Here is a 20,034-nt window from a genome sequence, read left to right as displayed (position 1 = left end):
TCGCCCGCCAACCGGAGGAATGAGATGTCCAAGTTCATCACTCGCCGCAATGTGCTGATTGGCACGGCGCTGCTTTGCCCGGCACTGGCACTTGCCGGACCCGCGCATGCCGCTGCGACCGATGACGATGTGACGGAACTGCTCGCTGAACTCGAAAAGCGCACCGGCGGGCGTCTTGGCGTGGCGGTGCTCGATACGGAAACCAACACTTCCTTCGGTTACCGGGAGACCGAGCGCTTCGCCATGTGCTCGACCTTCAAGGCGCTCGCCGCCGCATGCGCGCTTGCGCGCGTCGATCGCGGCGAAGAAAAACTCGATCGGCGGATCACCTTCGGCAAGGACGTCCTGCTGCCCCATTCGCCGGTCGCCGAGAAGCATGTGGGCGGCGAAGGCATGACGATAGCTGAACTCTGCGACGCGGCGATCACCATCAGCGACAATGCCGCCGGAAACCTGCTGCTCGAGAGCTTCGGCGGTCCGGCCGGTCTGACCTCCTGGCTGCGGTCGATCGGCGATGAGGCGACGCGCCTCGACCGGACGGAACCGGACCTCAACGAAGCCAGGTTCGGCGATCCGCGCGATACAACGACGCCCGCCGCCATGATCGGGACGCTCGGCAAACTCGCCTTCGGTTCCGTCCTGTCGGAAAGCTCGCGCCAGCAGCTTATCGAATGGATGGTCGCCAACACGACCGGCGACGCGCGGCTTCGTGCCGGCTTGCCGAAGTCCTGGCGGATCGGCGACAAGACCGGCACGAGTTCGACCGGCGCGGTCTCCGATATAGCCTTCGCCGGACCGGAGAGCCGTGGTCCGATCCTGATCGCCGTCTATACGGGCGAAGCGAAGCTGCGGCCGGCAGAGCTCAACCCGATCTTCGCCGAAATCGGCAGGATTGTCGCCGGTATGGCCTGAGCTTATAGCGGCTGCTTCAGCGGCGCCGTCTCGTCGACGCCATCAGGGTAGCGTATAGGCGATCACATAGTCGCCCGGCTTGGTACCGACCGAGCCGTGTCCGCCGGCGACCATCAGCAGATACTGCTTGTCGCCGGACATGTAGGTCATCGGTGTCGCCTGGCCGCCGGCCGGAAGCCGCGCCTCCCAGAGCTGGTCGCCGGTCGTGACGTCATAGGCTCTCAGGAAATTGTCGACCGTTGCACCGAGAAAGGCGACGCCGCCCTTGGTGACGATCGGCCCGCCGATGCCCGGCACGCCGAGCCGGAAGGGAAGCGGTAGCGGCGTCATGTCGTAGACAGTACCGTTCTTGTGCTTGTAGGCGATCTTGCCGGTCCTGAGATCGGCGCCCGCGACATAGCCCCAGGGCGGCGCCTGGCAGGGAATCTGCAGGGGACCGAGGAACGGACCCATATAGACGCCGTAGGGCGCCCCCTCGTTGCGGTTGAGACCTTGCTCGCTGCCCTTTTCGCCTTCACCCTTGGGCGGGATCTGGTCGCGCGGGACGAGCCGCGAGGTGAAGGCGAGATAAGTGGGCATGCCGAACATGACCTGGCGCTCCGGGTCGACGGCGACGGAGCCCCAGTTGAAGGTGCCGAAATTGCCGGGATAGACGAGCGTTCCTTCGAGAGAAGGAGGCGTATAGCGGCCTTCGTATTTCAACGAGAGGAACTCGATCCGGCAGGCGAGCTGGTCAAACATGGTGATCCCCCACATGTCACGTTCCTCAAGCGGCGGCGGCATGAAGGTGAGGCCGGAGACCGGCTGGGTCGGAGCGGTGAAATCTTCGGCGATCGCACCGCCGGGGGCGGGTAGTTCCTCGACCGGAATGATCGGTTCTCCGCTGCGGCGGTCGAGCACATAGATATCGCCCTGTTTGGTCGGGCCGACTAGGGCCGGCACGACGCTTCCGTCTTCCTTCGTGATGTCGAGCAGAACCGGCTGCGCCGGCACGTCCATGTCCCAGAGGTCGTGATGTACCGTCTGCCTGACCCAACGCACAGCGCCTGTATTGATGTCGAGGGCGACGATCGAGGAGGAGTACTTCTCCACATGCTCGCTGCGCCCCATGCCGAGCTGGTCGGGCACCTGGTTGCCGAGCGGGATATAGATGAGCCCGAGGGCCTCGTCGACGGAGGAGACCGACCAGCTGTTCGGCGAGTTGGTCGTATAGAATTGCCCCGGCGGCAGCGGCGTCGTCTGCTCGGGATTGCCGCTGTCCCAGTTCCAGACGAGCGCGCCGGTATTGATGTCGAAGGCGCGGATGACGCCGGACTGTTCCTGCGTCGAATAATTGTCGTTGACGGCGCCGCCGACGATGATCTTGCCGGCGACCGCGACTGGTGGAGACGTCGAATAGTAGTAGCCGGCGGGATTGTACCGCATGCCCTGTTCGAGGTGCAGGACACCCTGATCGGCAAAGCCGGTGCAGACCGTACCGTTTGCGGCATCGAGCGCGATCAGCCGGGCGTCCGAGGTCGGCAGGTAGATGCGCTCGGCGCACGGGCTGCCGACGGCTGCAGCCGGATCGGCCCAATAGGTGACGCCGCGGCACGTCTGGTGCTGGCGGTCCGGGTTCAGCCCGGAGTTCGAATCATATTTCCATTTCTCCCTGCCGGTGGCGGCATCAAGTGCGATTGCCCAATTGTGCGGCGTGCAGAGATAGAGCGTGTCCTTCACCTTCAGGGGCGTCACCTGATAGGTGGTCTCGCCGATATCCTCCGGCAGTTTCACGTCCCCGGTCTGATACTGCCACGCCACCGCGAGCGTCGCGACGTTTTCCCTGTGGATCTGATCGAGCGGCGAATAGCGCTGGCCGAACAGGGTGCGGCCGTAGTGATGCCATTCGGCGGGCGGCACGTTGCCGCCGAGATTGGGGTCGGCCGCGACGATGTCTGTCGGCAGGTCGCCGCGAATGTCATGAACATCCTGCGTCATCGAATAGAGCGCGACGCCGATCGCAATGAGACCAGCGAGCCCAAGCGGCCAGGCGCTGGCGCTGTAGCGTTCGCCCGACGGGCTGATGAATCCGAGCGGTCGCCGGACCCACGGTGTAAGCAGCCAGAGACCCAAGAGGATGATCACGCCGCCACGCGGGCCGAGCCGCCACCAGTCGAACCCGACCTCCCAAATGGCCCAGGCGAGCGAGCCGAGGATGATCAACGTATAGACCCAGACCGCCGCAGCATTCTTGCGGAAGAGCAGCAATGCCGTGAGCAGGAAGGCCAGGCCGGTGATGAGATAATATGGACTGCCGCCAAGCAGGACGAGCCTCGTCCCTCCCGCGCCGAGCGTCAGACCGATCAGCGCGAAGAGAAGGGCGGTCAGGACAATGGGCATGAAGTCGAACTCCCGAATTTGAAGAACGGCGCTGCGGCACCTTTCGTTCTCGCTGGCCCGGGCGGACCGCACTGAACGACGGACGAAGAATGCGTGCGGATTTCCGCTGCCAACCTTCGTCTCGACTCATGCGCAGCATCGACGCGATTCAGCACATCGATTGCAAAGGTAACGCGATGCACGCGCCTTTCAATGGCGCCCACTACGGCCTGCGCCTGTTTTCGGACGCGCGACGGGTTGCGGTAGCGCTTTGATTTTCTGGGAGTTTTTCAGCCGTGGATATACTTCGGTCTGAGGGAGCCGAAGCGCGGCTGCGGCCTGTCAGGTGCCGCAGAAGGTCTGCAGCACTTCTTCGTCCGGTTGCGGCGGCTCGGCATAGGCCGCATGCCCCGGTTGGCCCTCGTAGGGCTTCGAGGTGACGTCGACAAGCGCCTCGAACAGCGAGAAATCTGCATCTTCGATCGCCGCCTCGATCGCCTGCTCGACACGATGGTTGCGCGGGATGAAGGCCGGATTGACGGCGCGCATGGCCGACGCGCGCTCGACCGGCTGGCGGGATTCGCGTGCCAGGCGGCGACGCCAGTCCGCGAGCCAGGGCGACAGCGTCTCCGGTGCCTGGAAGAGCTTGGCAAGCTCGACATCGGCGCCTGCGTCCTCCGCCGAGGAAGCAAGCCTTCGGAAGGTGAGGGTGAAATCGGCGCCGCCCTTGTGCATCAGCGCCAACAACGCCTGCACCAGCTCCAGGTCGCCGTCTTCCGCCGTCGAAAGCCCGATCTTGCGGCGCATGCCGTCGAGCCAGTGGTTCTGGAAGATCGTTCCGTACTCCCCGAGCACATCATTGGCGAGGTTCACGGCCACGTCGGCGGTCGGGTCGAAGAGCGTCACCAGCGTTTCGGCAAGCCGGGCGAGGTTCCACTGTCCGATGGCCGGTTGGTTGGCATAGGCGTAGCGGCCGAACTGGTCGATCGAACTGAAGACCTTCTTCGGATCGTAGGCGTCCATGAAGGCGCACGGTCCGAAGTCGATCGTCTCGCCCGAAATCGTCATGTTGTCGGTGTTCATCACGCCGTGAATGAAGCCGATGTGCAGCCAGCGCGCGATCAACGCCGCCTGGCGGGCCGACACCGCCTTGAGGAGGCCCAGATAGGGGTTTTCGTCGGCGGCCTTCAATTCCGGGTAGTGGCGGTCGATGACGTGGTCGGCCAGTGCCTTGACCGAGTCCATGTCGCCGCGCGCGGCGAAGAACTGGAATGTTCCGACGCGAATGTGGCTGGCAGCAACGCGAGTGAAGACCGCTCCGGGGAGGATCTGTTCGCGATAGACGGGCTGGCCCGTCACCGTGACGGCAAGCGCCCGGGTGGTCGGCACGCCAAGCGCATGCATCGCCTCGCTGACGATATATTCGCGCAGCACCGGCCCGAGCGCTGCCCGCCCGTCGCCGCGGCGGGAATAGGGCGTCTGCCCGGATCCCTTGAGCTGGATGTCGCGGCGCTTTCCATCGCGGCCGATGACTTCCCCAAGCAGGATGGCACGGCCGTCGCCGAGCTGCGGGACGAAGGTTCCGAACTGGTGCCCGGCATAGGCCATGGCGAGCGGTTCCGCGCCCGCCGGTACCGTGTTGCCCGAGAAGATCGCCGCACCGTCGCGCTCCAGCGCTGCAATATCGAGGCGCAGCTCTTCGGCGAGCGGCCGGTTGAGCTTGATCAGCCAAGGCTCGGCCACGGGCGTCGGCTCGACCCGGGCGTAGAAATTCGCAGGCAATCGGGCATAGCTGTTGTCGAAGGGAAACGGGGCCGTCGCCGAGCCCGATTGCGGCGGTATGGAATTCATCACACTCCAGCGGCCCCGCGCAGTACCGGCCGCCCTTTCCCGACAAGTCTACACGAGCGGTCCACTTTTCGCGAGGGTCGGGATCGTCAGCCATCCTCCCGCCCGCAACGACGGGAGGAGCCGCGATCAGGCGCTCATCGCCGCCTGCGGCAGGCAGGCCTCGCAAATCGCCGCGATATGGCGGTGGTCGGTGCCGCAGCAGCCGCCGAGGACGCGCAAATGCGGCAAGCGGCCGGTGAGCGAGCGATAGCGCCGCGCCAGATCGCTGATGTCGCCTATGTCGAGCGTCTCGCTTTCGTCGAGTTCGGCATGGCTCTTCGTCGATGCGTTAGCGCGGATGCCACCGATCCGCCGCACCCAGGCCTGGTCCTGATCGAGGCTGCTCTCGAAATGGCTCGGGTGAGCGCAATTGACCATGTAGTAATGCGGATAGCCCTCGGTTTCCGCGTCCACCGTTTCCACGGCTTCCTGGAGGGAACGACCCGTCACCAGCCGCCCGTCGGTCTCGACGGTGAACGAGATGGCGCAGGGCATGCCGTGCTTCCTCGCTGCTCGTGCCACCCCGATCGCCTCGTCGACATTCGTCATGGTGACTGCCGTCACCATGTCGGCTTCGCTGCCGGCAAAGGCGGCAACCTGGGCGGCGTGGTAGTCCTCCGCTTCTGCCGCGTTCATCATGCCGGCCTTGTAGCCGTCGCCGCGCGGACCGATGACGCCGTTGAAGACGATCGGCACCTGAGGCCGCTCGTACTGCGCGCGCAGTTCTGTCAGCAGATAGACCGCATCGCGGTTGACCTGATCCAGGTCTTCAGCGTCGTAACCGAGCTTTTCGCCCCAATCGGCATTGGCGCGCCATGTGGCTGTGTCGAGAACGAAACCGGTGTCGCGGCATCGGGCGATTTCCAGATAGCTCGTGTAATAGTGCAGGAGCTGCCTGCGGCCCTCCATCGAGGACAGGAGGACGAAGGACGCGAAATGCGGCAGCTCGGCCCCTTCGTGAAAGATCAGCGCCGTCTCCATGCCGCCATCGCTGAGGAATGTGCCTCCCTGTAGAAGCGGCAGGTCGTGTCGGTACTTGGCGAATTCGTGTTCCATCGTTCCCTCCTGTTCCTACTGCATGTTTGCTTGAATGCTAGCCGATCTGAGGAACAGAAACATGCAGCGATTCATGGTGCTACAACGACCTGCGTCTGAAGACGCACGGCGCTGTAGAGGACGCGCCGGCGCAGGGGCGGAAGAAACTCCGCCGCGTTAGCATATGCTAAATTAGCCGGTTCGCGGTGCACTATGGCCCAATAATTCGCATGCCGATGTTACATCAGGAACTTGCCGCAAGATTTCGACGACAGGCGAATGGCTCGCTTCGGCGCCAAGTTCCGAGAGATCATGTCAATCGCCCGGGAGACGCTGGACGCAGACCAACTATTCCAGCAGCCATCCCTTCGTGATGTCAGTCAGGCGCTTTCATCCTCCAGAGCCGCAGCCAGTTCCGCAAGCTTGCGCACGGTGTTGAGGTTGCGTGCCGTACCGGGTTTCAGCGCCGGCATTTTGAGCTTCGAACGCCCCGATCCATTCGGATAGTAGATATAAATCTCCCGCCCGTCGATCTTCACCTCTTCGCCATCCGGTGCGACGAGCTTGTCCAGCGAGTCCGCAGGCGGGGGCTCCGGCAGGAAGGTGACGAGCAGGAAATTCGGCCTTGCGTCCGGAAACGGCGCCTTTGCCGCGACGGCCTCGAGGTCACGCCGGCTGCGGAGCAGCACGCCTGGCGCCTTGCCCATCCGTTCTGCCAACACCGTTTCGAGTTTTCGCTGAATCTCAGGCTCGGCCAGATCGGAACGGAACAGCACGTTGCCGCTCTGGATGTAGGTCTTGACGTCGGAAAAGCCGAGATCTTCGCAGATGGCCTTCAACGCCGCCATGGGAAGCATACCGGTGCCGCCGACATTGACGGCCCTCAACAGCGCGACATAGACCGGCACGGGCACCCTCCTACATCCTGCCGGCGACCTTGATGGCGAAGGCGTATTCGAATGCAATTTCTTCCAACCGCTGGAAACGCCCCGAGGCACCGCCATGCCCGGCATCCATGTTGGTCTTCAGCAGGATCGGCTCGCTGCCGGTCGTCTTCTCCCGCAGCCTGGCGACCCATTTCGCCGGCTCCCAATAGGTAACGCGCGGATCGGTCAGGCCGCCGAGCGCAAGGATCGCTGGATAAGGCTTGGCATCCACGTTGTCATAGGGCGAATAGCCGGCAATGATGTTGTAGAATTCGGCGCTCTCGATCGGATTGCCCCATTCCGGCCATTCCGGCGGCGTCAGGGGCAGCGTGTCGTCCAGCATGGTGTTCAGCACGTCGACGAAGGGGACGGCGGCGATGATGCCGCGGAATTTCTCCGGCGCCAGGTTGGCGATTGCGCCCATCAGCATGCCGCCGGCCGAGCCGCCCTCGGCGACGATGTTCGCGTAGGATGTGAACTTCTCTTGATTCAGATAGTCGGCAGCGGCGATGAAGTCCCTGAACGTATTGGTCTTCTTTGCCATCTTGCCGTCTTCGTACCACTCAAAGCCCTTGTCTTTGCCGCCGCGGATATGGGCGATGGCATAGACGAAGCCGCGGTCGACGAGCGACAGGCAATTGGTGTTGAAGCCGGCCGGAATGGTGATGCCGTAGGCACCGTAACCATAGAGCAGGCACGGCGCCGAACCATCGAGGACCGTATCCTTGCGATAGAGGAGCGTCACCGGAACTTCAGCGCCGTCTGGCGCCGGTGCGAAGACGCGGCGCGTTACATAGAGGTCCGGATCGTGGCCGGACGGTACTTCCTGGGTCTTCAAGAGCGTGCGCTCGCGCGTCGCCATGTTGTAGTCGAAGAGCTGCGATGGCGTCGTCATCGACGAATAGGAGAAGCGGATGACGTCGGTGTCGTATTCGGCGGCCCCCGAAAGCCCAAGCGAATAGGCCTCTTCGGCAAAGGCGATCGCATGTTCCTCACCGGTCCTCCGGTCGCGGATGACGATTTCCGGCAGGCCCTCCCGGCGCTGCAGCCAGACGAGGTGGCGGGCATAAGCCATGTGGCTGAGGATCAGCGTGCCCGGCCGGTGCGGCACCACCTCGTGCCAGTTTTCCTTCTGCGGCGCTTCCACCGGCGCTTCCATGATCTTGAAATCCTTGGCGCCGTCGGCATTGGTGAGGATGTAGAAGACCGCGCCGCCCTCGGTCATCGAATATTCGAGACCGGTGACGCGTGCCGCCACGAGCTGCGGCTTGGCCGCCAGGTCCTTGGTCGAGAGCAGCCGGTATTCGCTGGTCTCGTGATCATGGATGTCGATATAGATGAAGTCGTCGAGCAGCGACCCGCCGACCGACATGAAGAAGCCGGGATCCGGTTCCTCATAGACGAGCCGATCGTCCGACTGCGGCTTGCCGACGATGTGGTGGTAGATCCGCGACGGCCGGTGGTTCTCGTCAAGGACGGTGTAGAAGAAGCTCTTGCCGTCCGGCGCCCAGGCGCCGCCGCCGCCGGTATTCTCGACCACGTCGGAAAGATCCTCGCCCGTCGAAAGATCGCGCACCTTCAGCGTGAAATATTCCGATCCCTTGTCGTCATAGCCCCAGATGCCGCGCGCATGGTCGCTTGAATGGTCAAGGCCGGCGATCCGGAAGTAAGCCTTGCCCGCGGCTTCCTTGTCGCCGTCGAGCAACACCTGGCGGATCGTCTCGTCGCCGGCGGCGCCATCGCGCGGGATGCGGAAATAGCGCGGATGCTCGCCGCCCTTCACGTAGGATGTTCCGTAGGCAAAGGCGCCGTCCTTCATCGGCACGGAGGAATCGTCCTCCTTGATGCGGCCGCGCATCTCGGCAAACAGCGCTTTCTGCAGATCCTTGGTGTCCGCCATGGCGGCGTTCATGTACTCGTTTTCCGCCTCGAGATGGCGGCGGATTTCCGGCTCGAGGATTGACGGATCCTTGAACATCGCCTGCCAGTTGTCGGCTCTCAGCCACGCGTAGTCATCGGTCCGGGCGACGCCGTGGCGCGTATCCGTAAGCGGCTTCTTCTGAGCGACGGGCGCGGCGGGCAGGTTCTTGAAAACGGACAAGGGTCTCTCCGGGATCTCTTCGGTGGGAGAGCATGAGATAGAGAGCGCTGCAGCGGCGATCAAGCGGAAAGCGCCGGCGGGTGGTGATGGTCGTGGCGGCAGGTATCACGCCGCCGACGCGGCAAGGTTGAGACCGATGCCCCATGGATCGGTGAGGCGATGGACGCCGCCTTCCTCACGCACGGGGATCTGGAGTGCGTCAAGCTTCCCGATCACTGTTGCGAACCTGTCGGCTTCCCGGAAACGGATCGTGTAGTCGGATAGGCCGGTCATCGTCGCCTGGCGTTTCGCCGCACCGCGCGAGTTCCAGATATTGGCGGCGACGTGATGATGATACTTCCCGGAGGCGAAGAAGCTCGCCCCCGGATAGCGCGCCATCAGGTCGAGGCCCAGCACGTCACGGAAGAAGGCGTCCGCTTGCGGAATATCGGAGACCTGCAGATGGATGTGGCCGATCACGGTGCCGTCCGCAAGGCCGCGCCAACCCTCTTCCGGCGCTTCATCATAAAGCGACTGCAGATCGAGCGGCAGGGTGTTCATGGCGACTGCGCCGTCCGACTCATAACGCCATTCGCTGCGTGGTCGATCGCGGTAGACCTCGATACCGTTGCCCTCCGGGTCGGCGAGATAGATCGCTTCGCTGACGAGGTGGTCGGATGCGCCCTGGAGGCGAATACCGTTATTCGCGGCGTGGGCCAGCCAGCGTCCCAGTTCGCGGCGGTCCGGCACGAGGAACGCCGTGTGGAAGAGGCCGGGTGCGTTGCGTGGCGCCCGTGCCGCATTCGTGTCCGCTGTGAGCGTCAACAGAGGCCTGCCGGCGACACCCAGCGTCTCTCCGCTTGCGCTCGTTTCGAGCGGAGTGAGGCCGAGCATCTTTTGATACCAGGCAGAGACCATCGGAAGATCCTGAACGACGAGATGCGCCCGCTCGACAAAGGCGGGCATCGCCACCGCGTGATCGGCAGGAAGGTTGGTCACAGGCTGCGATTGCATCGTCTTTTCCTCGCGCTACGCCTTTCGGAAGTGCACCCGGAGCTCATCCTGCCGGGACGCCATGATCGGTAGCCCAATATGAGGACATGAAGGAGGCCGGGAAAGCTATTATATTACTTGATGTTGTGTTCGATGAACGTTGACGGTCGCGGACGTCGCTCTACCTCATCATGGATGGTGCGAGCGCGGGAATGGTGACCGATTTGATTTCGATCATGGTCGGGATCGTCGTCTCCGCTCAACTTCGGGCCAGAGGGCGAGAAACGGCGGAAGGGCGCGCCGTCCGCGTCCCGCCCTCGGGTGCGAAGGATCGCTTCGCTTCTCAGCCGGCGACCGGGAATAAAGTCAAAGGAGCGTATCTGCATGTACAGGAAGATAATCGTCCCGATCGCGATGGATCAGCTGGAACACGGCGAATCCGTTCTCGGCATCGCCGAAAAGCTGATCGACGAGGGAGGGGAGATCATCCTCCTCAACGTCGTCGAGGATCTCAACGCCTACGCTCAGGGCTATATGATCGTCGATTTCCCGCTCGAGATGATCGAGGAATCGCGCAGGCATGCGGTCAGGACGCTGGAGGGGCTGAAGACCAAGCATGGCATCAATGGTCGGGTTGAAATCCGCACCGGCGGGGCGGCCGGCACCATCAACGCGCTCGCCAAGGAAGAGAACGCGGACCTCGTGATCATCGCGTCACACCGTCCGGGCCTGATCGATTATTTCATCGGTTCGACCGCCAGCCGCGTGGTCAGCCATTGCCCCTGCGCCGTTCTCGTCGATCGCTAGCCAACAAGAAGAATGCGGTGCGGCTTTGCTGTGCCGCGACCCCAAGGGAGCCCCCGCAATGGACAAATACGCGCTTGATGATTTTCGCGAAAAGCTTCTGCGCCGCAAGGACGAACTCTATGGCCGCCTGGTGAAGATCGAGGAAGATCTGGACCAGCCGATGAATGCCGACGTGCCGGACCGCGTCACGGAACGGGAAAACGATGAGGTGCTGGAGGGACTGGGCCTCGCAGGCCAGGGCGAGATTCGCGCCATCGATGCGGCTCTCGACCGGATTGCGGCCGGAACATTCGGCATCTGCGCGCGCTGCGGGGACCCCATCTCTCAGGAAAGATTGCGGGCGGTGCCGCATGCGCCTCTCTGCCAGACCTGCGCCGCGGAAGTTGCCTCCCGAACCAGATGAAGACGCGATTTCGCCTTGGGGTGCAAGGCTCTCGGCTTCAGCCGTGATTGCTGATTCCTCACAGATGGGAGGGCGCCGCGGCGTAGCGAGAATTGTTGTAATACGTTGCAGAATTTGATCCTTTCGCTCCGAACAGGTGCTTTGCCGGCAAAGAAGTCTGTGGCACGATGAAGTGATCCGTCGGAAGGGGCCACGGGGGGGCGAATTGGTTCGACCAGGTCAGTCCGGGGACACGTGCCGACATCGGAAAACGATGCGGGATCTGGAGGGGCCGCGTGGATATCAGCGAGGTCAAATGGAGCTATGACCGGTCGGAACTGATCGCCGACGGAATTGTCCACGGCATCGGCCTTTGCGCCGCGCTCGTCGGCGTCACAGCCCTGATATTCTATGCGACGGTGTGGAGCACCTCCGGACAGCTTGTCGCGGCCGGGGTCTACGGGGCGGGGCTGATCCTCACCTTGTCGGTATCGTTCCTCTACAATCTCTATCCCATCTGCCGGACGAAGTGGCTCCTGCGCCGCCTGGACCATTCAGCCATCTTCGTGCTGATCGCCGCAACCTATACGCCCTTTCTCCAGCGCGGTTGGGATGAGCCGTTCCTCTTTTCGATGCTGATCGGCATCTGGGCGGTCGCCCTTCTCGGCATATCGATCAAATGTCTTCTGCCGGGGCGATTCGACCGGTTGGCGATCCTTCTCTACGTGGCGATGGGCTGGGGTGGCGTTCTTGCCGCCAAGTCCCTGTTCGCGGCTCTCAACACAACGACCTTGATTCTCGTCGTCATTGGCGGCGTGATCTACTCGATCGGTATCATCTTCCATGTCTGGGAGCGGCTCCGCTTCCAGAACGCCATCTGGCACAGCTTCGTCGTAGCCGGTTCGGCGGTGCACTATTCCGCCGTGCTAAGCTGCATCAGCGGTGCAGCCGCCGCCTGATCGGCGGGATCGGCAAGCCCTTCCCCTCACTCAGGCGGTTGGCATTCATCCGAGGGGCGCAGCGCCGCCGCCATGCGCGAGATGACGCCGTCGAAACTCGTCAGCTTCGACTTGCGATATTGCAGCCGGAAATAGGCCGCGCTGCCGTCGCAGAGCGCGATCGCCCGTGTATAGAAAACTTCCCGGCCGCGAGCGCCCGAGAAGCTCGCCCAGGCGGGTGTCACCCGCGAGTAGAGGATCCTCCAGTCGTCGTCTTTCTCGTAGCCGATCCGGTCGGCGACGTCGGTCTCGAAATCGCCGGCCGGAGGGTGAGTGCCGAACACCGTCAGCGTTGCGCCATTGTCATCGGCGTGGAAACTCACGCCGTCGTTATTGTCGGCCTGCTGGTGCATCTCGAAACCCGGCGGAATCTCGACCGTGTAGCCAAAGCGGGGATTGGAATAGGGGTGCCAATCGTCCTGCGCCGTAGCGGGCAGGGCGGGCCCAATGAGAAAAGCGAATGCCAAAAAGACGCGGCGCATGCCCAGAGCATCCTTCGGTTTCTTACCTGCCGCTTTCCCTTACAGCGCCGTGCGTCTTTTCAGACGCACAAAGGACGCTGTAGCACTTTGGATTGCTGCATGTTTTTATCCTTAAATCGGCTACGGATCTAAGGAAACATGCAGTAGAGAGTCGCGCGTTTTGCGGGGCGCGTAAAGGCCCCTTGCAGTGCCTGTCGGCCCCCTCGGGAACTCCAAGTTCAACACGAATTCGATAGTCCTGCCGCGACACCTTATCTGTTCCCCGCGGAACAGAGGCGCGTCTTCTCAATCTTCCTCGAAGGTCATTGCCGTGCCGTTCAGACAGTAACGCAAACCCGTCGGCGGCGGGCCGTCGGGGAAGACATGGCCGAGATGGGCGTCGCAGTTGGCGCAGCGGATTTCTGTCCGCACCATGAAATGCGATCGATCGACATATTCGGCAATGGCGTGTTCATCGATCGGAGCGAAATAACTCGGCCAGCCGCAGCCGGAATCGAATTTCGTGTCGGAGCGGAAGAGCGCCCGGCCGCAGCAGACGCAGCTATAGGTGCCGAGTCGCTTCTCGTTGAGGAACGGACCGGTGAAGGGGCGTTCCGTGCCCTGTTCGCGCGTCACCCGGTATTGCTCCGGTGTCAGCTGTGTCCGCCACTCCTCGTCGGTCTTCTGCACTTTCCGCGCTTCGGCCTCGGCCATCGTCAAAGCTCCTTCTCGATTGCGGCGATTATATAGGAACGAGACCGCACGCCGGCAAACAGGGAAACGGCAGCCGGACGCTCTATCAACGGCCGGTCGCTACTGCATGTCTCCTTAAATCGACCTCGATCTAAGGAGAAAGACATGCAGCAATTCGAAGTGCTGCAGCGACCTTTGCGCGCCTGATAAGGCGCGCGGCGCTGTAGCGGCGCTTTTGTTGGACTTTGCACAGTATTGCCGCGCGCATGACTGAAGGTCGCGCCGATTTCTCTTGAGGCGAACCGGCCCTTCTTCTATGTCCGATATCAAATTGACCGGATGATCAAATCGGGAAGGAGCTTACCAAGGCGATGGATGTCTCGGCCCTGACATTTCTGGCGCTGGCTCTTCCCTTCGCTGCGGCCCTTGTTGCTCCGGCCCTGACGCGCTTGTTCGGGCAGAATGCCGCGTGGGTTCTGGCCCTTGCTCCTGCGACGATCTTCTTGCATTTCCTGCGCTTCCTTCCGGACGTCGCGAGCGGCGAAATCGTGACCGGCGGCTATGCGTGGATACCATCCTTCAATGTGAGCTTTTCCTGGCTGATCGATGGTTTGTCGCTCACCTTCGTGCTGCTGATTTCCGGTATCGGGGCGCTCATAATTCTCTATTCGGGCGGCTATCTGAAGGGTCACCCGCAACAGGGCCGGTTCTTCTCGTTCATCCTGATGTTCATGGGGTCGATGCAGGGGCTCGTCGTATCCGACAGTTTCCTGATGCTCTTCGTCTTCTGGGAACTGACGTCTATCACCTCCTTCCTGCTGATCGGCTTCGACCACGGCCGCGAGGCTGCGCGCCGCGCCGCGCTGCAGGCGCTGGTCGTGACCGGGGGAGGCGGTCTCCTGCTGCTCGCCGGGCTGCTGATCCTTTGGAACGTCAGCGGTGTTACGCAGCTTTCGCTGCTTCTCTCTTTCGGTTCCGAGTTGAAGGAAAGCCCCTTCTATCTGGCGGCGTTGCTGCTGGTTCTCGGCGGCGCCTTCACCAAGTCGGCGCAGTTTCCGTTTCACTTCTGGCTGCCGAATGCCATGGAGGCGCCGACCCCGGTTTCGGCCTATCTGCATTCGGCGACGATGGTGAAGGCGGGTGTCTATCTGTTGATGCGCCTCAACCCGGTGCTTGGCGGAACGCCGGAATGGCAGCTCCTGCTGCCGCTCTTCGGCGTCGCGACTCTGGTGATCGGTGCGGCTCTGGCGGTGCGCGAGACCGATCTGAAACTGATGCTGGCCTATACGACCGTCGCGTCGCTCGGCTTGCTGGTGATGTTGATTGGGCTCGGCTCGCCACACGCGGTCGAAGCGGCGGCGCTCTATCTCGTGGCACATGCCCTGTTCAAGGGCGCGCTGTTCATGGTGGCCGGTATCCTCGACCACGAGACCGGCTCGCGCGACCTTTCGAGGCTCGGCGGCCTGCGCTCGGCGATGCCGCTGACCTTTGCCGTCGCGCTTGCCGCGGCTCTGTCGATGGGCGGCCTGCCACCCTTCTTCGGGTTCCTCGCGAAGGAGGAGCTTTACGCCGCCTTCGCCACATTCGATCTGCGCTCCGTGCTCTTCGCGATGCTGACCCTCCTGGGCAACGCCCTGATGTTTGCCGCCGCCTTCGCCGTCGCGCTGAAACCCTTCCTGGGGCCGCGGGTGAGCACGCCGAAGCACGCCCATGAGGCGCCGCTGCTTCTTTGGATCGGCCCCGCCGTGCTCGCGCTGGACGGCCTTTGCGCCGCGCTCATGTCCGGTTTCGCCCATCGGTTGATCTCGTCGCCCACAGCCTCGGCAATCGCCGGCGAGGCAAGGACGGTCGCGATAACGCTCGCGCCGCATGTGGGTCTGCCGCTCGTTCTTTCCGCCTTGACGGTGGCGCTCGGCGTCGTCTTCTACGTCCATCTTGCCCGCTTGCGTGCCGCGATGACGGCAATCCTCTTCGATATCGGCTGGGGGCCGGATCGGGGCTTCGACCAATTCATGCGCGGCCTGGTGCGCTTTTCGGTCGCCTTGACGCGGCGGCTGCAAGGCGGCCGCCTCGATGTCTACATGACCGTCACGTTCGCCCTCGTCGCCCTTGTGCTTCTCGTGATGCCGTTCCGCTACGGCGAGTTCCCGCGCGCCCCCTTCTTCTCGGCGGACGTCCCGGCGCACGAGCTTGCGATCATGGCGATCGCCGTCGCAGGGCTCTTCGCCGTTGTGGCTGCCTCCGACCGGCTGACTGCGATCGTCTCGCTCGGTATTCAAGGTTTCGCCGTCGCCATGATCTACCTTCTCTACGGCGCGCCGGACCTGTCCTTCACGCAATTCATGATCGAAACCCTGTCGGTCGTCGTGCTGGCTCTGGTGATGACCCGTCTGCAGCTCTCGCCCGCCGACCACCGGCCGCCCCCGGAGAAACTCCGCGACGCTGCGATAGCGCTTGGCTGCGGCCTCGGCTTCGGCCTGTTCCTGCTGAGGGTCACGGCGGTGCCCTTCGACAATACGCTGACGGCGTTCTTCAACCTCTATTCGAAATCGATTGCGCACGGGGCGAACGTCGTCAACGTCATCATCGTCGATTTCCGCGCCACGGACACGCTCGGCGAAATTGCCGTGGTGATGACGACCGGCCTTGCGATCCTGGCGCTGGTGCGGCTCAGGGCCGGTTCGCTCCAGCGCGCCGCGGTTGCGGAGCTTGTCGCGGATGAAAGTGGGGCGGAGGAACGGGCATGAAGTCGGTGATCTTCCGCACGGTCGCCCCGGTCCTCACGAGCCTGATGGTGCTGTTCTCCATCTTCGTGCTGCTGCGCGGCCACAACGAGCCAGGCGGCGGCTTCATCGGCGGCCTGATCGCCGTTTCGGCCTTGGCGATTTATGGCATGGCACACGGTGTCGAGACTGTCAGGCGGGCCATCTTCTTTCATCCAATGGCAATCGCCGGAGCCGGGCTCTTCACGGCGACGCTTGCTGGCCTGATCTCGATCTTCGCAGGGGTCCCGTTCATGACCGGGCTTTGGATCTATCCGGCCATTCTCGGCGTCGAGATTCCGCTCTCCACCCCCTTCCTGTTCGATGCTGGCGTTTACCTGGTCGTGGTGGGCGCCATCAGTTCGTCGCGCTGTCGCTCGAAGAGCGGGGAGGGGAGTGATGGAGGCCTGGTTTGCCTTGCTCGTCGGTATCTTCTTCAGCGTTGCCGTCTACCTCATGCTTTCGAAATTCATCATCCGCATGCTCTTGGGCGTCGCAGTCCTCGGCAATGCGGTGAACCTGCTGATCTTCACGGGGGGCCGGCTGACGCGCGACGTGCCGCCGGTCATACCCGAAGGTGCCGACGCGCTCGCTGCTCCGGCCGCCAACGCGCTTCCCCAGGCGCTGATCCTGACGGCGATCGTCATTTCCTTTTCCTTCTTCGCCTTCCTGCTCGTTCTTTCCTGGCGCGCCTATAGCGATCTCGCGACCGACAACACGGACGAAATGCGCGTTGCCGAACCGGTGGACGAGCCTGTCCCGCCACTTGGATATTGACCGCATCATGGCTGCCTCGATCTCCCCATCCGCCGACCTTTCCGCTGCGCTCGTCCATGCGCCGCCGACGGCGGCCGCCTGGCTGGTGATCCTGCCGGTCGCCTGGTGCCTTGCGATCGGTGCGCTCCTCGTAATGCTGCGCCGCCCGAACGGCCTTCATCCGACGATTGCCATTCTCGGCCTTGCCGGGCTCGCGCTGATCGATGGGCTGCTGCTCAAGGCGGTCGTCGAGAACGGTCCGCTGACCATGGTGATGGGCCGCTGGCTGCCCCCCTTCGGCATCGCATTCACCGCCGATCTGACAGGGGCGCTGTTCGCCTTCACCGCAGCGCTTGTCGCACTCGTCGCCGGCGTCTTCTCGCTGACCGATATCAACGACAGTGGTCGCCGCTACGGCTTCTATCCGCTGCTGATGTTGCTGATGGCCGGCGTGTCGGGAGCCTTCCTGACCGGGGACATCTTCAACCTGTATGTCTGGTTCGAGGTCCTGCTGATTTCGTCGTTTGGCCTTCTCGTCCTTGGCTCGGAGCCTGAGCAGATCGACGGCACGGTGAAATACGGGTTTCTCAATCTCGTCGGCACGACGCTGTTCCTCATCGCGACCGGCTATCTCTATGCCGTGTTCGGGACGCTCAACATGGCCGATATCGCCAGGAAGGCCGACGTCCTGCGCAACAGCGCTCCGCTGGTGACGCTGGCGGGCCTGTTCATGCTCGCCTTTGCCATGAAGGCGGCGGCCTTCCCCGTGAATTTCTGGCTGTCGGCCTCCTACCATACCCCCCGCGTCGTCGTGTCAGCGCTTTTCGGCGGCTTGCTGACGAAGGTCGGCGTCTACGCCTTGGTGCGGGTGATGGTCATGCTTTTCCCGGTAGAAAGGGAGGAACTGAGTTTCTTCCTCGCCGTTGCTGGGGCGCTGACGATGATCGTCGGCGTGCTTGGCGCTCTGGCGCAGACAGATTTGCGCCGCATTCTCGGCTACCTCATTGTCTCCGGCATCGGCGTGATGCTTGCCGGTATTGCCGTCGGTGGACCTGGCGGCGTCGGGGGTGCCATCTTCTATGCGCTGCATTCCATGCTCGTGATGACCGGCCTTTACGTCGCTTCCGGCATCGCCATGCGGCTCGGGGCGAGCGCCTCGATCGCCACGCTCGCCGGCCTGTACCGCCGCCATGCCGGATTTGCCGCGCTCACCCTGATGTTATGCTTCGCCGTCTCGGGACTGCCACCCTTTTCCGGCTTTTGGCCGAAGGTCATGCTGGTCAAGGCAGCGCTTGATATCGGCGCCTGGTGGCTTGTCGCGGTGTTCCTTCTCGCCGGCTTCCTGACAACGATTGTCACCGGCCGGCTTTTCCTGCTGGCTTTCTGGCGAGATGGGACGCAGGCGGCCGGTGGGGCGGTGTCGCTGTCGCCGACGTTGTTGGGTCCCCTGGCGGTGCTCACCGGGCTGACCTTGCTGATCGGCCTGTATCCCGAGCCGCTCCTGGCGATAATCCAGCGCGCCGCAGCAGGCCTGGCCGAGCCGTCGGCCTACGTGAATTCGGTCTTCCCGGAAGGAGGGCCGCGATGAAATTCCTGCAGATCAATCTGATTTTCACCCTCGTTTGGGGTGCCATCAGCGCCAGTTTCACGCCGGCGAACCTCGTGCTCGGCTTTGCTGTTGGCGCTTTGTCGCTGTGGCTGATCCGGCGCGAGCTGCAACCGGTGACCTATCCGCTCAGGCCGTTGCGGCTGGCCGCGCTCACCGCCCTGTTTTTCAAGCAGCTTGCCGTCTCGGCAGTCAAAGTCGCCATACTTGTCTTGCGCTCGCGGATGGGGCTGAAGCCCGGTATCTTCGCCTATCCATTGACCCTCAGGAGTGATTTCGAGATTACATTGCTCGCCAACCTCATCACGCTCACGCCCGGCACACTTTCGGTCGACGTTTCCGAGGACCGCAAGACCCTCTATGTGCACGCGCTCGACTGCGCCGATCCGGGCGCCTTGCGGCAGGACATTGCGCGCGGCTTCGAGCGGCGCATCCGGGAGGCTTTCGAGCGATGACGCCTGAACCGGTTCTGGCCGCAGCGACCAGCCTTGCGCTCCTGCTGCTGTCTCTCGCCCTGCTGATGACGGTGCTGCGCGTTATCCGCGGCCCGACATTGCCGGATCGGGTGCTGGGCCTCGACATGCTGGTCGCGATTGCGATCGGTTTCATTGCGGTCATCGCCATCAAGACCGGCTTCAACCTCTATATCGACATCGGCATCGCCCTTGGTCTTGTCGGCTTCCTCGCGACGGTCGCCTTCGCGCGCTTCATCCTGACACGCGGCCTTGCACCGGAGCTGCCGACAGAACGCGCAGCCAAACCAAAACCGGCTTTGAAGCGGGACCGGGTGCCCGAGACAGCCCGCCGCAAACGCCGGGGAGGGCGCTGATGGGCACGCTCGTCATTGGAGGCGTCACATTTCTGGTCGCGATCATCATGGTGGTTGGCGCGAGCTTTTCGCTGTTGGCGGCGCTAGGTCTGCTGCGCTTCCCGGATCTTTACACGCGCATGCACGCGGCCTCCAAAGCGGGCACCGTCGGTTCCGGCCTGCTGCTGGTCGCAGCCGGGCTGCATTCGCTCGAACCCGCCATCTTCGTCCGCGCACTTGCCGGCTTCGTTTTCCTGGTGCTGACGGCGCCGATTTCGGCCCATCTGCTGGCGAAGGCTGCACATCAGGCGGGTTACAGGATGACGAAGCTGTCGGTTATAGATCAGCTGCCAAAAAAGGAAGAGCCGCGACGGCATTGATTGCGGCATTTCTGATTCTGTATTTCGGGGCAATTCCGCCACAGCGGACAATTTTAGTGAACTGAAATAGATATGCTGCTCGCTGACAAAAATTATGTTTTGACATTTTGCAGATCAGTGTTAAGCCAGTAACCGCAAAGTGTCGTCGTAATCAATACTTTGAACTGGAATTCCAGCTTGAGTTGTG

Annotated in this window: 18 protein-coding genes and 1 pseudogene; 11 read left to right on the top strand and 8 right to left on the bottom strand. The window is 62.9% G+C overall.

The window, feature by feature from the left end; all coding sequences use genetic code 11:
• Window positions 1-24: 24 nt before the first annotated feature.
• On the top strand, window positions 25-912 hold the full coding sequence (gene bla, locus N181_RS27515; RefSeq protein ID WP_014327687.1) for a class A beta-lactamase: 888 nt from the start codon (window positions 25-27) through the stop codon (window positions 910-912).
• 42 nt (window positions 913-954) lie between these two features.
• Here the strand turns inward: bla and N181_RS27510 are convergent, their stop codons facing one another.
• The 6 genes from N181_RS27510 to N181_RS27485 form a co-directional block, all read right to left on the bottom strand.
• Window positions 955-3,291, bottom strand: coding sequence for a glucose/quinate/shikimate family membrane-bound PQQ-dependent dehydrogenase (locus N181_RS27510; RefSeq protein ID WP_014327688.1), 2,337 nt, complete (start codon window positions 3,289-3,291; stop codon window positions 955-957).
• A 321-nt stretch (window positions 3,292-3,612) separates the two neighbouring features.
• Window positions 3,613-5,121: a protein adenylyltransferase SelO gene (locus tag N181_RS27505; protein ID WP_014327689.1), complete on the bottom strand. Its 1,509-nt coding sequence runs from the start codon at window positions 5,119-5,121 to the stop codon at window positions 3,613-3,615.
• Window positions 5,122-5,247: 126 nt separating this feature from the next.
• The gene (locus N181_RS27500; RefSeq protein ID WP_037391305.1) at window positions 5,248-6,216 is read right to left on the bottom strand and encodes a homocysteine S-methyltransferase family protein; all 969 of its coding nucleotides are present in this window, start codon (window positions 6,214-6,216) and stop codon (window positions 5,248-5,250) included.
• 359 nt (window positions 6,217-6,575) lie between these two features.
• Window positions 6,576-7,103 (bottom strand): DUF1697 domain-containing protein, encoded by a 528-nt coding sequence (locus tag N181_RS27495; protein ID WP_037391304.1) that lies wholly within the window; start codon window positions 7,101-7,103, stop codon window positions 6,576-6,578.
• Between the two features lie 10 nt (window positions 7,104-7,113).
• Window positions 7,114-9,222, bottom strand: a complete 2,109-nt coding sequence (locus N181_RS27490; RefSeq protein WP_014327692.1) for a S9 family peptidase — start codon at window positions 9,220-9,222, stop codon at window positions 7,114-7,116.
• 105 nt (window positions 9,223-9,327) lie between these two features.
• On the bottom strand, window positions 9,328-10,215 hold the full coding sequence (locus N181_RS27485) for a VOC family protein (RefSeq protein ID WP_014327693.1): 888 nt from the start codon (window positions 10,213-10,215) through the stop codon (window positions 9,328-9,330).
• Window positions 10,216-10,578: 363 nt separating this feature from the next.
• Between N181_RS27485 and N181_RS27480 the strand changes: the two genes are divergently transcribed.
• The 3 genes from N181_RS27480 to trhA all read left to right on the top strand — a co-directional run bounded on the left by N181_RS27480 (window position 10,579) and on the right by trhA (window position 12,342).
• Window positions 10,579-11,001 carry a universal stress protein gene (locus N181_RS27480; RefSeq protein ID WP_014327694.1) on the top strand — a complete coding sequence of 141 codons (423 nt, stop codon included), beginning with the start codon at window positions 10,579-10,581 and terminating at the stop codon, window positions 10,999-11,001.
• Window positions 11,002-11,059: 58 nt separating this feature from the next.
• Entirely contained in the window at window positions 11,060-11,404 is a 345-nt protein-coding gene (locus N181_RS27475; protein WP_014327695.1) for a TraR/DksA family transcriptional regulator, read from the top strand.
• 275 nt (window positions 11,405-11,679) lie between these two features.
• A complete protein-coding gene (gene trhA, locus N181_RS27470) occupies window positions 11,680-12,342 on the top strand; it encodes a PAQR family membrane homeostasis protein TrhA (RefSeq protein WP_037391292.1) in 663 nt (220 codons plus the stop codon).
• Window positions 12,343-12,368: 26 nt separating this feature from the next.
• Here trhA and N181_RS27465 read toward each other — a convergent pair whose 3' ends face one another.
• Complete coding sequence (locus N181_RS27465; RefSeq protein WP_037391290.1) at window positions 12,369-12,863, bottom strand: hypothetical protein; 495 nt, start codon at window positions 12,861-12,863, stop codon at window positions 12,369-12,371.
• A gap of 285 nt (window positions 12,864-13,148) precedes the next feature.
• Complete coding sequence (msrB, locus tag N181_RS27460) at window positions 13,149-13,556, bottom strand: peptide-methionine (R)-S-oxide reductase MsrB (RefSeq protein ID WP_037391288.1); 408 nt, start codon at window positions 13,554-13,556, stop codon at window positions 13,149-13,151.
• A gap of 350 nt (window positions 13,557-13,906) precedes the next feature.
• On the opposite strand from msrB, the gene N181_RS27455 reads away from it, so the two are divergent.
• The 7 genes and pseudogenes from N181_RS27455 to mnhG all read left to right on the top strand — a co-directional run bounded on the left by N181_RS27455 (window position 13,907) and on the right by mnhG (window position 19,847).
• Window positions 13,907-16,282 (top strand): putative monovalent cation/H+ antiporter subunit A, encoded by a 2,376-nt coding sequence (locus N181_RS27455; protein ID WP_037391287.1) that lies wholly within the window; start codon window positions 13,907-13,909, stop codon window positions 16,280-16,282.
• Window positions 16,279-16,697 (top strand): annotated as a pseudogene (locus tag N181_RS32530) (Na(+)/H(+) antiporter subunit B). Before N181_RS27455 ends, N181_RS32530 begins: the two are co-directional and overlap by 4 nt.
• Window positions 16,697-17,074, top strand: coding sequence for a Na+/H+ antiporter subunit C (locus tag N181_RS27450; RefSeq protein WP_037391284.1), 378 nt, complete (start codon window positions 16,697-16,699; stop codon window positions 17,072-17,074). Before N181_RS32530 ends, N181_RS27450 begins: the two are co-directional and overlap by 1 nt.
• 7 nt (window positions 17,075-17,081) lie before the next feature.
• Window positions 17,082-18,641 (top strand): Na+/H+ antiporter subunit D, encoded by a 1,560-nt coding sequence (locus tag N181_RS27445; RefSeq protein WP_080577211.1) that lies wholly within the window; start codon window positions 17,082-17,084, stop codon window positions 18,639-18,641.
• The gene (locus N181_RS27440) at window positions 18,638-19,114 is read left to right on the top strand and encodes a Na+/H+ antiporter subunit E (RefSeq protein ID WP_014327702.1); all 477 of its coding nucleotides are present in this window, start codon (window positions 18,638-18,640) and stop codon (window positions 19,112-19,114) included. The genes N181_RS27445 and N181_RS27440 overlap by 4 nt, the downstream gene beginning before the upstream one ends.
• Window positions 19,111-19,488: a cation:proton antiporter gene (locus tag N181_RS27435; protein ID WP_014327703.1), complete on the top strand. Its 378-nt coding sequence runs from the start codon at window positions 19,111-19,113 to the stop codon at window positions 19,486-19,488. Before N181_RS27440 ends, N181_RS27435 begins: the two co-directional genes overlap by 4 nt.
• A complete protein-coding gene (gene mnhG / locus N181_RS27430) occupies window positions 19,488-19,847 on the top strand; it encodes a monovalent cation/H(+) antiporter subunit G (RefSeq protein ID WP_037391282.1) in 360 nt (119 codons plus the stop codon). Before N181_RS27435 ends, mnhG begins: the two co-directional genes overlap by 1 nt.
• Window positions 19,848-20,034: the final 187 nt, after the last annotated feature.

Origin of the sequence: Sinorhizobium fredii USDA 205 (assembly GCF_001461695.1) — a bacterium.
GTDB classification, from domain to species: domain Bacteria; phylum Pseudomonadota; class Alphaproteobacteria; order Rhizobiales; family Rhizobiaceae; genus Sinorhizobium; species Sinorhizobium fredii.
This window is presented reverse-complemented; position numbering and strand designations above follow the sequence as displayed.

Bases quoted from the DNA above. Each gene is read 5' to 3' on its own strand.
- bla (WP_014327687.1), top strand. From the start codon at position 25: ATGTCCAAGTTCATCACTCGCCGCAATGTGCTGATTGGCACGGCGCTG.
- N181_RS27510 (WP_014327688.1), bottom strand. From the start codon at position 3,291: ATGCCCATTGTCCTGACCGCCCTTCTCTTCGCGCTGATCGGTCTGACG.
- N181_RS27505 (WP_014327689.1), bottom strand. From the start codon at position 5,121: ATGAATTCCATACCGCCGCAATCGGGCTCGGCGACGGCCCCGTTTCCC.
- N181_RS27500 (WP_037391305.1), bottom strand. From the start codon at position 6,216: ATGGAACACGAATTCGCCAAGTACCGACACGACCTGCCGCTTCTACAG.
- N181_RS27485 (WP_014327693.1), bottom strand. From the start codon at position 10,215: ATGCAATCGCAGCCTGTGACCAACCTTCCTGCCGATCACGCGGTGGCG.
- N181_RS27480 (WP_014327694.1), top strand. From the start codon at position 10,579: ATGTACAGGAAGATAATCGTCCCGATCGCGATGGATCAGCTGGAACAC.
- N181_RS27475 (WP_014327695.1), top strand. From the start codon at position 11,060: ATGGACAAATACGCGCTTGATGATTTTCGCGAAAAGCTTCTGCGCCGC.
- N181_RS27465 (WP_037391290.1), bottom strand. From the start codon at position 12,863: ATGCGCCGCGTCTTTTTGGCATTCGCTTTTCTCATTGGGCCCGCCCTG.
- msrB (WP_037391288.1), bottom strand. From the start codon at position 13,556: ATGGCCGAGGCCGAAGCGCGGAAAGTGCAGAAGACCGACGAGGAGTGG.
- N181_RS27455 (WP_037391287.1), top strand. From the start codon at position 13,907: ATGGATGTCTCGGCCCTGACATTTCTGGCGCTGGCTCTTCCCTTCGCT.
- N181_RS27450 (WP_037391284.1), top strand. From the start codon at position 16,697: ATGGAGGCCTGGTTTGCCTTGCTCGTCGGTATCTTCTTCAGCGTTGCC.
- N181_RS27445 (WP_080577211.1), top strand. From the start codon at position 17,082: ATGGCTGCCTCGATCTCCCCATCCGCCGACCTTTCCGCTGCGCTCGTC.
- N181_RS27440 (WP_014327702.1), top strand. From the start codon at position 18,638: ATGAAATTCCTGCAGATCAATCTGATTTTCACCCTCGTTTGGGGTGCC.
- N181_RS27435 (WP_014327703.1), top strand. From the start codon at position 19,111: ATGACGCCTGAACCGGTTCTGGCCGCAGCGACCAGCCTTGCGCTCCTG.
- mnhG (WP_037391282.1), top strand. From the start codon at position 19,488: ATGGGCACGCTCGTCATTGGAGGCGTCACATTTCTGGTCGCGATCATC.